At 66.7% G+C, this 14,206-nt stretch carries 13 protein-coding genes and 2 tRNA genes; 1 reads left to right on the top strand and 14 read right to left on the bottom strand.

The annotated features are described in order from the left end of the window. The first annotated feature begins 525 nt into the window (after positions 1–525). Positions 526–1,170: an NYN domain-containing protein gene (locus DIZ26_RS36280; RefSeq protein WP_112249092.1), complete on the top strand. Its 645-nt coding sequence runs from the start codon at positions 526–528 to the stop codon at positions 1,168–1,170. Positions 1,171–1,396: 226 nt separating this feature from the next. Here DIZ26_RS36280 and rpmG read toward each other — a convergent pair whose 3' ends face one another. From rpmG to DIZ26_RS36210, 14 genes are all read right to left on the bottom strand, one after another. Then, positions 1,397–1,564, bottom strand: coding sequence for a 50S ribosomal protein L33 (gene rpmG, locus DIZ26_RS36275; RefSeq protein WP_112249091.1), 168 nt, complete (start codon positions 1,562–1,564; stop codon positions 1,397–1,399). Positions 1,565–1,631: 67 nt separating this feature from the next. After that, positions 1,632–1,705 (bottom strand) — tRNA-Met (locus tag DIZ26_RS36270). 50 nt (positions 1,706–1,755) lie between these two features. Beyond that, a tRNA-Thr gene (locus DIZ26_RS36265) sits at positions 1,756–1,828 on the bottom strand. 212 nt (positions 1,829–2,040) lie between these two features. Then, a complete protein-coding gene (locus DIZ26_RS36260) occupies positions 2,041–3,087 on the bottom strand; it encodes an LLM class flavin-dependent oxidoreductase (protein WP_112249090.1) in 1,047 nt (348 codons plus the stop codon). Beyond that, positions 3,084–3,845: a DUF1684 domain-containing protein gene (locus DIZ26_RS36255; protein ID WP_112249089.1), complete on the bottom strand. Its 762-nt coding sequence runs from the start codon at positions 3,843–3,845 to the stop codon at positions 3,084–3,086. Before DIZ26_RS36255 ends, DIZ26_RS36260 begins: the two co-directional genes overlap by 4 nt. Then, positions 3,842–4,960, bottom strand: coding sequence for an LLM class flavin-dependent oxidoreductase (locus DIZ26_RS36250; protein ID WP_112249088.1), 1,119 nt, complete (start codon positions 4,958–4,960; stop codon positions 3,842–3,844). The genes DIZ26_RS36255 and DIZ26_RS36250 overlap by 4 nt, the downstream gene beginning before the upstream one ends. Next, a complete protein-coding gene (locus tag DIZ26_RS36245) occupies positions 4,950–6,974 on the bottom strand; it encodes an FAD/NAD(P)-binding protein (RefSeq protein WP_112249087.1) in 2,025 nt (674 codons plus the stop codon). Before DIZ26_RS36245 ends, DIZ26_RS36250 begins: the two co-directional genes overlap by 11 nt. Continuing rightward, positions 6,971–8,287 (bottom strand): NtaA/DmoA family FMN-dependent monooxygenase, encoded by a 1,317-nt coding sequence (locus DIZ26_RS36240; RefSeq protein WP_112249086.1) that lies wholly within the window; start codon positions 8,285–8,287, stop codon positions 6,971–6,973. The genes DIZ26_RS36245 and DIZ26_RS36240 overlap by 4 nt, the downstream gene beginning before the upstream one ends. After that, positions 8,284–9,369, bottom strand: a complete 1,086-nt coding sequence (locus DIZ26_RS36235) for an LLM class flavin-dependent oxidoreductase (protein WP_112249085.1) — start codon at positions 9,367–9,369, stop codon at positions 8,284–8,286. The genes DIZ26_RS36240 and DIZ26_RS36235 overlap by 4 nt, the downstream gene beginning before the upstream one ends. Beyond that, positions 9,366–10,427, bottom strand: coding sequence for an NADPH-dependent FMN reductase (ssuE, locus tag DIZ26_RS36230; RefSeq protein WP_112249084.1), 1,062 nt, complete (start codon positions 10,425–10,427; stop codon positions 9,366–9,368). The genes DIZ26_RS36235 and ssuE overlap by 4 nt, the downstream gene beginning before the upstream one ends. Before the next feature lie 15 nt (positions 10,428–10,442). Then, entirely contained in the window at positions 10,443–11,411 is a 969-nt protein-coding gene (locus DIZ26_RS36225) for an ABC transporter substrate-binding protein (protein WP_112249083.1), read from the bottom strand. 11 nt (positions 11,412–11,422) lie between these two features. Continuing rightward, on the bottom strand, positions 11,423–12,373 hold the full coding sequence (locus DIZ26_RS36220) for an ABC transporter substrate-binding protein (protein ID WP_112249082.1): 951 nt from the start codon (positions 12,371–12,373) through the stop codon (positions 11,423–11,425). Continuing rightward, positions 12,373–13,137: an amino acid ABC transporter ATP-binding protein gene (locus DIZ26_RS36215; protein WP_112249081.1), complete on the bottom strand. Its 765-nt coding sequence runs from the start codon at positions 13,135–13,137 to the stop codon at positions 12,373–12,375. The genes DIZ26_RS36220 and DIZ26_RS36215 overlap by 1 nt, the downstream gene beginning before the upstream one ends. Next, positions 13,137–14,102, bottom strand: a complete 966-nt coding sequence (locus DIZ26_RS36210) for an amino acid ABC transporter permease (protein WP_112249080.1) — start codon at positions 14,100–14,102, stop codon at positions 13,137–13,139. The genes DIZ26_RS36215 and DIZ26_RS36210 overlap by 1 nt, the downstream gene beginning before the upstream one ends. Positions 14,103–14,206: the final 104 nt, after the last annotated feature.

Genomic DNA, 14,206 nt, shown 5'->3' with positions numbered 1-14,206 from the left:
TCGACTTCTACAACAATCAACGCCGACACACCGCACTCGGCGGCCGACCACCCATCAGCCGACTGTCACCAACCTACTGACCGAGTACATCTAGAACCTCTGGTACTGCGGGGGCAAATCCCCCACGCACCTCCTCCGTCGGCGCTCCCGCCCGCCGGGGCTCGCCGATGTCTTCGTCGCGACTCAACAAAGGCCTTCGGGGGCACCGTAGAAGCCCGAAAAAGCCACGCCGAGGAGCCAGTCGTCTCCCGCGTCATCGGTCTCCCGACGCCCACCTTCGCCGCTCCACGCGGCGCAGGGCACAGCCTTCGCGCCGCAAGCCAAAGTCGACCTGCCGATGCTCATCTCACCGTTTTTGGGAACTGTCGGTAGAGAGCGATATAACCGACAGTGACTGGCCGGAGGGGGATCCGCACAAAAAAACGGCCCCCTTGCGGGGGCCATTCCAGCCGGCCGTACCGGCATCGATAGCTCGACTTTATCACGCACCGTCCCAGCCGGACGGTCGCATCTGGGGGATCCATCATGGCAACCGTCGCGGCGTACATCGACGGCTTCAATCTTTACTACGGAATGAAAAGCAAGTTCGCCCGAAGGTACCTCTGGCTCGATCTTGTCGAACTCATGCGCCGTCTACGGCCAGAAGATGAGGTCACCGCAGTGCGTTACTACACCGCGTTGGTCCGCAGTGAGCCTGAGGCCGCAGCCAGGCAGAAGCACTATCTGGAGGCCCTTCAATCCCACTCTGGCCCGACCTTCCATCTCCAGCTCGGCTGGTTCAAGCCGAAGAAGCTGGCCCCCTGCAAGCTGTGCTCGGAAGACTGGTTGTGTCAGTGCCCACGGAAGGTCAGGTCTTACGAGGAGAAGGAAACGGACGTCGCCCTGGCTGCGGCCATGGTCGCAGATGCTGCCAACGGCCTCGCGGATCTCACACTGCTCGTCAGCGCCGATTCGGACTTTGCGCCAGCTGTACGGGCGGTCAAGCTGGTCCAGCCTGCGCAGCAAGTGATCCTGGCCATGCCGCCAGGCAACCCAAAGCCTCACAAGCGCTTCACCGATGTGGGGTACTTCAGCATCAACGAGACTGCACTGCGCCGATCCCAGCTTCCAGAAGCAATCTACGATCCGAAACTTCGAGCCGAACGGCGTCGACCGGAGAAGTGGATCTAGTGGGCAACCTTCCGCAGCACCGGGTCAGCCCTACGACCGAGGGCACAGCCGGCCTGAGCAATCTCGGCTGGCCCGATCCCAACCGAGCCGCGACGAAGGAGCGGCGACCACGGGGGCGGGAGCGGCGACGCAGGAGCCGCGTGGGAAGTAGCGGGCACAGCGAAAGGGCCGCTCCGGGTGAGGAGCGGCCCTTTTGGGTGCTGGGGGGACCAGCGAAACTGCTGGGTCAGCGGGTTTCGCGGTGGTCGGTGTGGTCGTTGCAGCGGGCGCAGTACTTCTTCAGCTCAAGACGGTCCGGGTCGTTGCGCCGGTTCTTCTTGGTGATGTAGTTGCGCTCCTTGCACACGGTGCACGCGAGCGTGATCTTCGGGCGGACGTCGGTCGACTTGGCCACTGGTGCCTCTTCTTGATCAGGAGTGCGCAACTTGGGTGATCGCACTCTCGAGTACTGCGATGGTGGGTAGCGGGGGCGGGAGTCGAACCCGCGACACCACGATTATGAGCCGTGTGCTCTAACCACCTGAGCTACCCCGCCAGAGAGTTCATCATCCCATCCGGCGGGCCGGACGGGACGGTGATTCTCAGAGCCCCTTTACGGAATCGAACCGTAGACCTTCTCCTTACCATGGAGACGCTCTGCCGACTGAGCTAAAGGGGCGAACCGAGGAGAGAGATTACACGCTCGCCGCCCCGATACGAAATCGAGCCGACCGAGCCGTGCGGGCCCCTCCTCCGACCCGAGAAGCATACCGGCTCCCGGACCCACTTCCGACCACTTTTCCCGCCTCCCGAGCACCGACCTTGACCCCGCATCCAGCACGAAACCGAGCATGAGACCAAGCCGCGCTCGGGGCAGACCACGCAGAAGCGTCAGCCACCCCAGACCCGACTCGGGTACGCCGTACGCAGTACCGGGACGACCTCTGTGACGAACATCTCCACGCTGGCCCGGTTCCCGTCCTCGGGCAGCCCAGGGACCTCCAATGAGACGCCGGACAGCTCATGCCCGAACGCCTCCTGGTACCGCCCGAACTTGTCGATCACCTGCTCCGGCGACCCCACCAGCACCGACCCGCCCGCCAGGAACTCTTCGAGCGTCGAGAACGGCAACTGGTTGTGCCGTGCGCCCGGCGACTCCATGAACGCGTCGAAGATCGGCCGGTAGCCCTCCACTGCCTCCTGCGACGTCTTCTTCACATAGAGCCCGTTGAACCCCGCCCCGACGACCGCGTCCGCAGGATCACGCCCGTACGCCGCCCAGCGCTCCCGGTAGTGGTCGATGAGCTCCGCGTACTTCGCCATCGGGTGGAACCCGTTCGCAGAGAACAACGGCTCACCCCACTTCGCCGCTAGTTCAGTGGACTCCGTCGACGACGCAGAGCCGTGCCAGATCGGTATCCCCGGCTGCTGGAAGGGCCGCGGCTGCGTAGTCGCACCGGACAGCGCCGGACGGTACCTACCCGACCAGCTCACGTCCGTCTCCAGCAGTAGCCGTCGCAGTAGCTCGTACTTCTCCCGGTTCCGGTCCCACTGCCCGTCCAGGTCGTACCCGAACAGCGCGTTCTGGTCCGGGTCGTTCCCCTTGCCGATGATGATGTCGAGCCGTCCACCCGACAGCTGATCCAACGTCGCGTAGTCCTCCGCCACTCGCACCGGATCGAGCAGTGACAGCACAGTCACCGTAGTAAGCAGCCGGATCCGACTGGTCGCCGCCGCGATGTAGGCGAGCACCACCGGCGGCGAGGACGAGATGAACCGCTGCGCATGCCGCTCCCCCACGCCGTACCCGTCGAAGCCCAGCTCCTCTGCCCACTGCGCCTGCCGGACCACGTGCTGGAAGCGCTCGTACGTCGTGAGCTGCCGCCCGCTGATCGGGTCGGGTGAGTTGTCGATCAGCGTGTACGTACAGAACCTCACCGAGGCACCTTCTCCCCCGCGGTGACGGGCAGAGCCAGCCTGTTGCCGGCGACTGGCGCCGGGCAGGTCCCGTAGTCGGTGAAGGCGTACGGCAGGTTGACGGTCCGGTTGAAGTCCAACGCCACGCTCCCATCTCCCTGCACAGGACCAATGGTCAGCGTGCGCCAACGAGCCGTCTCCACCCCGTTCGTCTCGTCATGGAACGACAGGGCCAACCCATCGCCCGCAGCCGTAGCCACCAGCTCGTACGCCGATTCGCCGAGTGCGACGTGAACCGTGCCGACTGCCGTCACGTGCTGCCGCAGATCGGGGCGCGCCGTCGCGACCTCGACTCGCTCCGGCTCGGAGAACGGCGTGAAGTACCCAGTGACCTTCCACCGCGGATTCACCGGGTACGCCGGTACGCCGTTGAACCCGATTCGCGTAGCGGCCTTCGGGTCGCGCTGCCGGATCGCATAGCGGCCACCACGTAGTACGAGTTCGGCCAGCTTGTCGCCGTAGTACAGCCAGCTCAGGGAGCCCGCCTCGGCCGCGCTGGCCGAGGCAGCACCAAGTAGCGGCTGACCGTCGAGCGTCAACCCGGTCGCCTCGACGTGTGCGACGCCCTCTGCCGTCCACCACTTGCCGGGCAGTCCGGGAAGCTCTGCGGGCGTAGTACCAAGCCAGTCGAACGCGGTGATGCTGAGCCAGCCGTAGTCGCTACTGAGCTCCTGCTCGCGTGCGACGTGCCAGAGCTGCCACTCGCTCTCGTAGCTCATGAGGCCAGGCCCCGTCGCGAGGTGTGCTCCCGGTGGGCGACTTCTTCGCGGACCAGCGGGATGACGTACCGACCGAAGTCGATCGCGTCGTCGTAGATGTCGTAGCCGCGGGCGGAGAAGATCCGGACGCCGAGGTCGTAGTAGTCGAGCAACGCGGCGGCGACGGTCTCCGGCGTACCGACCAGTGCCGTGGAGTTTCCGCCGCCACCGGTGAGGCCGGTCGGGGCCATCCAGAGTGCGCGGTCGTGTCGGTCGCCGGCCTCGACGGCCTTCAGCAAGCGTTGCGAGCCGGCGTTTTCCGGGGTTTTCCGTGGATCGCGGTACCGGCCGCGGGCTGCGCCACCACCGGCTTGTACCTCCTTGATCCGGCCGAGAATGCTCTCCGCCTTCGCCCAGGCGAGTTCCTCGGTCGGCGCCAGGATCGGCCGGAACGCGATCTGGATGACCGGCCGATCGGGCCGGCCCGCCTTCGCGGCTTCCGCGTCGATCGTCGCCAGTTGCTCGCGGGTGCCGGCCAGCGGTTCACCCCACAACGCGAAGATGTCCGCCTCGACCGCGCCGACCGCGTAGGCGGCCGCCGACGAACCACCGAAGGAGATGCGCGGCCGTGGTTGCTGCAGCGGCTTGATGTCGGCCACGAACTGCTCGAACTGGTAATGCTTGCCGGTGAAGTCGAACCGCTGCTCGGAAGTCCAAGCCTGCTTGAGGATCTGGATGAACTCCCGGGTCCGCTCGTACCGCTCGTCCTTGCCGAGGAAGTCTCCTTCGGCCGCCTGATCCGCAGTCGACCCACCCGTGATCACGTGTACTTCGAACCGCCCGCCGCTCAGGTGATCCAAAGTCGCAAACGTTTTCGCGGTCAGCGTCGGATAGGCCACGTTCGGCCGGTGCGCGACCACCAGGTTGATCCGTTCGGTCTTGCCGGCCACGTACGCCGCGACCTGGGAAGGATCCGGTGAACCGGAGTGATAAGCGAAGAGGATCCGGTCCCAGCCGTTGTCCTCGTGCGCCCTGGCCAGCTTGGCGGTGTACTCCAAGTCGAGCGCCCCGCCCGTGCGCGGTGTGACCTCACTGGCCGGGTTCGTCCCGGCGATACCGAGGAACTCAACTGGCATGACGATGACCTGCTTTCTGCGCAGACGTCGCCGAGGAGACGTCGAGTTGGCGGAGGAGTTGCCGGGCAACCGCGTCGTTCTGACGGAAGCCCGGGCCGTTGAAGTACGGCCGGGAGAAGCCCGATGAGCCGGCCGAGCCCGAGACCGAAGGACCGAGCAGGAACAGCGTCGGGTGGACCGAGCCGTCGGCTGTGATCGCCCGGCACGACGCATCGGCCTTGAGCTGCCCACCGCCGAGGCTGGTGCCGTCCGCGGCGATCAGCTGATCGGCGGCCAACAGCCCCGACCTCAACAGCCCGCGAACCAACGGATCCGTGGCAGCCAGGACGTCGGGTCGCGGCAACCGTGCTTCGACGAAGGCTCTGGCCTCGATCTCGACGCCCGGTACCGCGGGACTCGTGGCGACGAAGCGATCCTTGCTGAGGGCAACCGTTAGGTCCGGGCCGGCGAAGTGCACGATCCCGGCGCGATGCAGAGCAAGCAGTTCCTCGAGCCGGCGCGGCGGCGGCCCGCTCGCCACGAACGAGAAGAACCCGTGCCACTCTGTCTCGACGTGCCGAACCCGATCCTCGTCGGACAGCCGGCCGGCGGTGATCGCTGCCGAGAGCACGCTGTACACACTCAGCAGGGCATTGAAGACGGCAAGATCTGGCGAGTACTGCGGGTCGGCCCGGCGCAGCAGATCTGTCTCGATCAGCTCGACGAGTGTCCGCTCAAGGCGGCCGTGATCTGCGAAGACCTGCCCGTCCAGAGGCCGGTCCACCTCGGCCGGCACGAAGCGGTCCTCGGCAGCAGGAACCGCCGCGGAAACCGCGGAAACAAATTCCGGATCGTGCGGAAAGTTTCCGTCGAGGACGGAAAGGAACCGCTCCCAGCTCCAGCGGGTGCGCTCCGGATGGGCTGTGAACAACTGCTGGTAGTGGGCGAAGGTCAGCTCCTTCTCGACCAACGGCCGCACTTGCGTCTGGAAGTCGAGCACGCCGGGACCCAGCCGGTCCAGCGCCGCGGCGGTCAGGTACCGCGTGGGGACCGGCGTCGCTCCGGCGACGGTGTAGCCGAGCTTTGCGTGGTACGGCACGCCGCGCCGGGAGCCGACGTACAGGATCGGTTCGTTGCCGGACGGGTGGTAGCTGAGCAGTCCGCCACACTCGTCGTACCAGCCGCCACGGCCTTCGGTGAGCAACACCATCAAGTCGATGAACGCCTGCCCGAAGCCACGGACGACAACGTTTTCCTTCGCCTGCAGGTCACCCAGCTCGATGTCGGCGGTATACCCCGGCCCGATGTACGTCAGCCCAGCGTCCGCCGCCGCCGCACTCCAAGCAGCCTGCTCGACCGTCGGCTCCCGATCCAGATACCCCAACGCCAACACGACAAGGTCCGCATCAATCACCTCCCCCGACCCAAGCACCACCCGACTACCCACGGCCCCGCTGCCGCGACGAGGGCCGCCGTTGGGTGGAGGGATGCTGGTGAGATCGACAGCTCGGGTGAGGTGGGTTTGGACTGTTACCGAGGGAGGGAGGGACTGGACGACGCGGTCCCAGGCCCAGGCGAGGTATTCCGCCTGGAGCAACCGCGGTGGGAAGTCCATCGGGCCCGAGGGTTCCAGGCCGGCTTCCTCCAAGCGGGTTGCTCCGATGCCCGCGACCCAGGTCGCCAGGTCGGGGCCGGCGACGATCGGACCCTCGCAGTCGACCGACTCGTCGGTGAAGATCGTGACGTCGGAGGTCATCGAGTTCATCCACAGCAACCGCGACTGCTCCCGGCGCCAGATCCGCCCACCACCGGCCGGATACGGATCCACCACATGGATACGCACCTCACGCCCGCCCAGCAATTCGTCAGCACTGGCCGCGAACCGCTCCAGCAAGCCCACAGTCCGCGGCCCTCCGCCGACGAACACCACCGTCGCGACGTCGTCGAATCCGAGTGGCCGCAGGCCTTCATCTGGGGGCAGGCCGGCCTGCCGGTCATTGCCTGCAGCAACCAATGGACGCACCACCGCGGTCATCGGGTGAGTCCGAGATGGTCGCGCAGGGTCGTGCCCGCGTACGACGAGCGGAACACTCCACGCTCGCGCAACAACGGAACCACCTGATCCACAAAGGGGTCCAGCCCACCCGGTGTCAGATGCGGCACCAGCACGAAGCCGTCGGCCGCGTCCTCCTGCACATGCCGGTTCATCGCCTCGGCGACCGTCGCGGCCGATCCGACAAACGTTTGCCGGTTCTGCTGGTTGATCACGGTCTCCCGCAGCGACCATCCGTTCGCCTCCGCCTGGGCCCGCCACTCGGCCACGATCGGCCCCGGATCGTTGAACCCGACCCGCCCCTGCGTGACACCCGAACCGACGACCGGATCCTCGCTCGGCAACGGCCCGTCCGGGTCGTACGCCGACAGATCGCGCCCCCACAGCAACTCGGCCAGCACGATCGCCGTCGGCCCGGAAACTTGCTGCTCCCGAATGTGCCGGGCCTTCTCCTCGGCCTCGGCATCGTTGTCGGCAACCACCACCGTCACCGCCGGCATGATCTTCAACGACTCTTCAGCCCGCCCGTACCGCGCGAGCCGGGCCTTCACATCCTTGTAGAAAGTCTGCCCGGCCTCGAACGATCCGTGCCGGCTGAAGATCACCTCAGCACTCTCAGCCGCGAACTCCCGCCCCTGGTCGCTGTCACCGGCCTGGATCACCACCGGATGCCCTTGTGGAGAAGGCGGCAGCCCGAACCGCCCTCGTACGTCGAAGTGCGGGCCTTCGTCCGCGAAGGCCCCAGCGCCTTCACGGGCGAAGACCCCGGCCTGCTGGGCGAGGACCAGATCGTCGGCGGTCCACGAGTTCCACAGCTTGCGCACGATCCGGAGTGACTCCTGCGCACGGACGTACCGATCGGCCTTGTCGAGGAACCCGCCGCGGCGGAAGTTCTCACCGGTGAAGGCGTCCCAGGACGTGACGACGTTCCAGGCCGCCCGTCCGCCGGACAGGTGGTCCAAGGTCGCCAGCCGTTTCGCCAGTTCGTACGGCTCGTTGAACGTCGAGTTCACCGTCGCCGCGAGGCCGAGATGCGTGGTCACCGCGGCGAGGGCGCTCAGCACGGTCAAGGACTCCGGCCGCCCGACGACGTCAAGGTCGTGGATGCGGCCCTTCACCTCCCGCAGCCGCAGACCCTCGGCCAGGAAGAAGAAGTCGAAGGTGCCCCGCTCGGCCGTTTCCGCCAGGTGCCGGAACGACGCGAAGTCGATCTGCGACCCCGACTCCGGGTCGGACCAGACCGTGGTGTTGTTGACCCCCGGAAAGTGCGCGGCAAGGTGGATCTGCTTCGTCATTGCCGTCCTCCCACCGCATAGCGATTCGCCGGATGACGCAGCCCCAGCCGCGTCCGCAGCGTCACGGCCCGACCAACCGCCGGCCCGGCCAACCGCCGTTCCCGCAACAGCGGAAGCAGCTTCGACGCGATCACCGGTACGTCGAGCTCCAGCGACGCCGGCCGCAGATGAATCCCGTCCACACCGGCCTGCGACCATTCGGCGATCAGATCGGCGAGCCGTTCCACGCCACCGATGTGATCCAGCTGCTCGGCGCCATCAGCACGCCGTACAGCGTTTGCCGTGTTTCCGTCGAGCAGCACACTGACGGAGATCAGCACGCGCGGCTTCGACCCAGCAGCCCGTACTGCGGCCAGCCGGTCGGCCAGGTCCGCAGTACCCGGCAGCAGGACCACGTCCGCTTCGCCAACGGCCTGGAGCGCTTCCTCCGAGGCGACCCGGACAACTGTCAGCGGGTGTCCCTGCGGCGGCCTCGGCACGATCGACGGCCCCTTGATCGCGAACGACGGGCTCTCGAAATCGACGTAATGAATCCGCTCCCGATCCACGAACCGTCCGGTCGCCGCATCGCGGATGATCGCGTCGTCCTCCCACGAGTCCCACAACCGACGACTGACATCCACGACATACCGCGCCTCGCGCCAGGTCTCAGCGGCCGGAGCCGGCTCGCGTCGCCCGATCACTGCGGCCGCTTCCTCCGAGGACGAGACGTCGACCAGCCAGCCTGCCCGGCCGGAAGAAATGTGGTCGAGCGTCGCCACCGACGCCTGCAAATGGAACGGCTCGGTGTGAGTGACGGTCAGCGTCGGAACCAGTCCGATCCGGTCGGTGACCGGCGCAATCCGCGCGGCCAGCCCGATCGCGTCCAGCCGGGCACCGACCCGCTCCGGTACGTCGGCCGGCGCTTCGAGCGCGTCGGCGAAGGTCGCGAGGTCAACACCTGCTGCCTCGGCCCGCTGGACCGCGCGGACCGCGAGCTCACCGGAGAGAATCGCGGCCGGGTCGATCTCGGAGCCTCGCCACGCCGCGGGGTGGCCGCCTGCACCGTCGATGTCGAGCGCGGTGATCAGTCGCCGGCTCATGACGCCACCTGCAGCCGCACCGGGACCGACTTGCGGAACGGCAGCGGCCCGATCGACTCGGGATCGGCCTCGAGGTCGAACTGTGGCTCGAACCCGGCAGCCAAATAGAGCGCAGCCGCCTCGGGTTGCCGCGGTCCGGTGGTCAGGTAGAGGTTGCGGTATCCCAGATCGGCTGCTGCCAGCTCGAGCTCGGCCAGCACCTTGCGGCCGAGACCCTGCCGACGATGCAGATGCGAGGTCCACATCCGCTTCACCTCCGCCGTCTCGTCGTCGTACCGGCGAATGGCGCCCCCGGCAACGGTTACTCCGTCGCGCCGGAGCAGGACGAAGGCGCCACCGCGCTCGCGATGGAAGTCCGACGGCGGGACCTCGGTGAGCAGGGTGTTCTCGTTGGTCCGGCCGTAGCGAGTGCTGTATTCCACGACCAGATCGGCGAGCAGCGGCGCCGCTTCGGGGTCCTCCGGTCGCGCCCGGACGATCTCCAAAGCCGCCGTCTCTACCGGCGCGACCGAGACCGAGACCGAGGGCTGACCGGCGACGGTCGACAGGAATGCCTCGGTGACCTGGTAGAGCGGCGCCGAAGCCGCCGGATCGAGCAGCAGCCCGCCGCCGTCGTACAGGCGGACATGCGAGGACAGCACGAACCAGCCCTGACCGATCGCGCCCGCGCCGAGACTGGTGAGGACGGGGCGCAGGGCATAGTCGATCACCAGTACGTGCGCCGGCGTACCGCCCGTTGCCAACGGCAACACCGTCTTGCCACGCAACGCGTACTGCGGAAGCAGGTCGAGGAAGACCTTGAGCAGACCGGAGTACGCGGCTTTGTAGACAGGTGTCGTCACCACCACGGCGTCGGCCGCGGCGAGGGTGTCGATCGCGGTTTGGATGACGGGGTCGTCCGCACGGCCGCGCAGCAACGGCTCGGCCGGGAGATCGCGCAGTACGATCGGCGTCACGTGATGGCCGTGGCTGAGCAGTCGTTTCGTCACGTACGAGAGCACGGCGTCAGTGCGGGAGATGTCGGACGGGCTGCTGGAGATGGTTGCGATGGTTGCCATCAGTCGCTGCTCCTCTCACTTCTGCTTGTCTTTGGGCAGTCCGGGCGGATTCACCAGCGACTTCGGCACCGCTTCGGCCGACAGGCCCCATTTCTGCAGGACCTTCGCGTAGCTGCCGTCGGCGATCGCCGCGTTCAGCGCGTCGGCGAGCGCCTTCACCAAGCCGTTGTTCTTCTTGGTCGTCACGCCGACGAGCCCCTGGACGGGATAGCTCGACGAGACCGTGCCGACGATCTCGGTCTTGCCCGCGGTCGCCACGTGATAGGTCGCGGTCGGGTTCGGGCCGAGGTACAGATCGACCCGGCCGGATTCGAGGGCGAGGTAGTAGTCGGTCGCGGACTGGTAGTACTTCGGGGTCGCGGCCGGGCGGCCGGCGGCGAGGTTCTGCTTGTTCCAGTCGAGCAGGATCGCCTCCTGCAGGGTGCCCGAACCGACCGCGATCGTCTTCCCCGCGATGTCGGCCGGACCACCGACCTTCAGCCCGGAGCCCTTCTTGGCCTCGAAAGCGTGCAGGCCGAGGCGGTACGTCGCGAAGTCGTACTTCTCCTTCCGGAGTTCCGACACCCCGATGTTGGAGACGCCGACCTGGTACTTCCCCGAGTCGATCCCGAGGAAGAGGTTCTCCCAGCTGGTCGTCTGAATCTCGGGCTTCAGTCCCAGTACGCCGGCCACCAGGTAGGCGATGTCGATCTCCACCCCGATCGGCGTCTTGTTGTCATCCGCCGTGAACGCCAACGGCGGCAACCCGCCGCCGGCGGATCCACTCCCCACCACCAGCTTCCCGCTGGCCCGCACCGTGGCCGGCAACTCGGTCGCGATCGAGTCCACCTTGGCGGACGTGATGTGCTGCTGCCCCGCCGACGTGTCGAACGAAACAACGGACGCATCGCCACCGCGAGGTGCTTCCGCGACCGGATCCGCGCACCCACTCACCACCAGCAGCCCGATCACCAAGCTGGCGAGGGCCGGCACTGTCTTCTTCATCTGCGTGTCCTTCAGCTCGTGAGGGGGAGGCCGGGTGGATTGATCTCGGACCGCTGGACCGCTTCGCTGGAGACGTTCCAGCGGGCGAGCACCTTGGCGTAGGAGCCATCCGCGATCACCGCGTTGATGGCCGCCTGATAGGCCTTGACCAGCCCGTCGTCCTTCTTCGTCGTCGCCGCGATCAACCCCTGCAGCGTCGGTCCGGCGCCGGAGAACTTGCCGACCGTCTCGGTCTGGCCGCTGGTCTTCACGTGGTAGGCGATCGACGGGTTCGGCCCGAGATAGGCGTCGATCCGTCCCGACGTCAGCGCCAGATACGTGTCGGTCTGATTCGCGAAGTACCTGATCGTTGCCGCCGGCAACCCGGCTTCGACGTTCACCTCGTTCCAGTCGACCAGGATCTTCTCCTGGTTCGTCCCGGACGAGACCGCGATCGTCTTGCCGGCGACATCCTTACCGGACGAGACCTTCCACGACGAGCCCTTCTTCGCCTCGAAGGCGATGTCGTCCTTGCGGTAGGTCGCGAAGTCGTACTTCTGCTTGCGCTTCTCCGTCACGGTGATGTTGGAGAAACCGGCGTCGTACTTCGCGGAGTCGATCCCGAGGAACAGGTTCTCCCAGCTCGTCACCTGGATCTCCGGCTTCAGCCCGAGCGCCCCGGCGACCAGGTACGCCAGGTCGACCTCGATGCCGATCGGCGTTTTGTTGTCATCGGCAATGAATCCCAATGGCGGGTTCCCGCTGCCGAACCCGGCGCCCACGATCAGCGTCCCGCGCGCCCGGATCTTCTCCGGAAGCAGCGCGGCGGCCGCCTCGTTCTTGACCGCCACCACGCGATCCTGCGAGGCCGAGGCGTTCACCCCGAGCTCCGCGCTGGTCTGCGGCGGCTCGGCACCACACCCGGCCAGCAGCAGGGCAGCGAGAACGACGGCGAGCACGGGAGTACGGCGTACGGAAGGCATCAGAGGACCTTGGAGATGAAGGAGCGCGTGCGCTCGTGGGTGGGGTTGTCCAGTACTGCGGCAGGCGGGCCGGACTCGACGATCCGGCCGTCGTCCATGAACACGACCGTGTCGGCGACCTCGCGGGCAAAGCCGATCTCATGGGTGACCACGACCATCGTGTCGCCGGCCCGGGCGAGTTCCTTGATCACGTCGAGGACCTCACCGACGAGCTCCGGATCGAGTGCGCTGGTTGGTTCGTCGAAGAGCAGCACCTTCGGACGCAACGCCAGCGCCCGGGCGATCGCGACCCGCTGCTGCTGACCACCGGACAGCTGCCGGGGATAGACATGGGCCTTGTCGCCGACGCCGACCCGCTCGAGCAACTCCAAGGCGAACGGTTCGACCGCGGATCGCTTGCGACGCTGGGCCGACACCGGCGCTTCGACGACGTTCTGCAGAGCGGTCAGATGCCCGAACAGATTGAAGTTCTGGAAGACGAACCCGACCTGCGACCGCTGCTGGAGGATCTCGCGCTCGCGCAACTCGTGCAGCTTGTCGCCGCGCCGCCGGTATCCGACCAGCCGGCCGTCGATCCGGATCAGGCCCTTGTCCACCTTCTCCAGATGGTTGATCGAGCGCAGCAACGTCGACTTGCCGGAACCGGACGGACCGAGGATCACGGTGACCGTGCCGGCCCGGACCTCAAGATCCACGCCCTTCAACACCTGGAGGTCACCGAAGCTCTTGTGTACGCCTTGCAGCGAGACCATCGCGTTGCTCATCACGCCGCCCGGGCCTTGAGCTGCAGCGCGCGCCAACCACGCCGTACGCGCTGGATGGGTGTCGGCGGCAACTCACGGGTCGTACCGCGGGCGAAGTACCGCTCGACATAGAACTGTGCGATCGAGAGCAGCGTGGTCAGCACGATGTACCAGACGGTGGCCACCATCAGCAGAGGTACGACGCGGCTGTTGCGGCCGTAGATCACCTGTACCTGGTAGAACAGCTCCGGGATCGCCATCACCGAGACGATCGAAGTGCCCTTGAACAGGCTGATCACCTCGTTCGCGGCATTGGGCAGGATCGACCGCATCGCCTGTGGCAGAACGATCCGGAAGAACTGCCGCAGCCTCGGAATCCCCAGCGCGGCAGCGGCTTCGAGCTGTCCGGCGTCCACCGAGATGATGCCGCCACGGATGATCTCGGCGGCGTACGCGGCCTGATGCAGAGCAAGACCCAGTACTGCGGCGCCCAGCGGGCCGAACAGGTTGTTCGTGCTGAAGTGCACGAACTCCGGTCCGAACGGGATGCCGAGACTCAGCTCCTGGTACAGGTAGGCGAGGTTGAACCAGAAGAGCAACTGCACGATCAGCGGGATCGACCGGAACGCCCAGATGTAACCCCACGAAACCACTTGCAGGAAAGGGCTTCTGGACAACCGCATCGAGGCGATCACGGCACCGAGCGCGAAGCCGAGCACCGTGCCGTACACGGTCAGCCGGATCGTCACCCCCAAGGCGGAGAAGATCGTTCTGGTGGTGAAGAACTGGAAGAACGTCGGCCATTCCCAACCAGGGTTGGTGATCAGGCCGTGCACGAACATGGCGAGCAGGACCAGGACGACGGCGACACCGGCCCAGCGCCAGGGATGCCGCCGGCCGACCACGGTCAGCTCGGAATCCTGCAGGGCAACGGTTTCGGGGGGATCCGCGGCAGTCGATGCCGAGGGCAGTGAGGTGATCGACACAGTCTTCTCCCGGGCGGGGTGAGTCAGGCAGGCCAAACAGGCGCCGCCGCCAGACGCGGGCAGGGCGCAGCAGACGACCGACGGGCCGTCGTGGACACAGCGGT

It is taken from the genome of Kribbella monticola, assembly GCF_003261635.1.
Lineage (GTDB): Bacteria > Actinomycetota > Actinomycetes > Propionibacteriales > Kribbellaceae > Kribbella > Kribbella monticola.
Note: the sequence above shows the minus strand (reverse complement) of the source record. Positions and strands in the feature narration are given on the sequence as shown.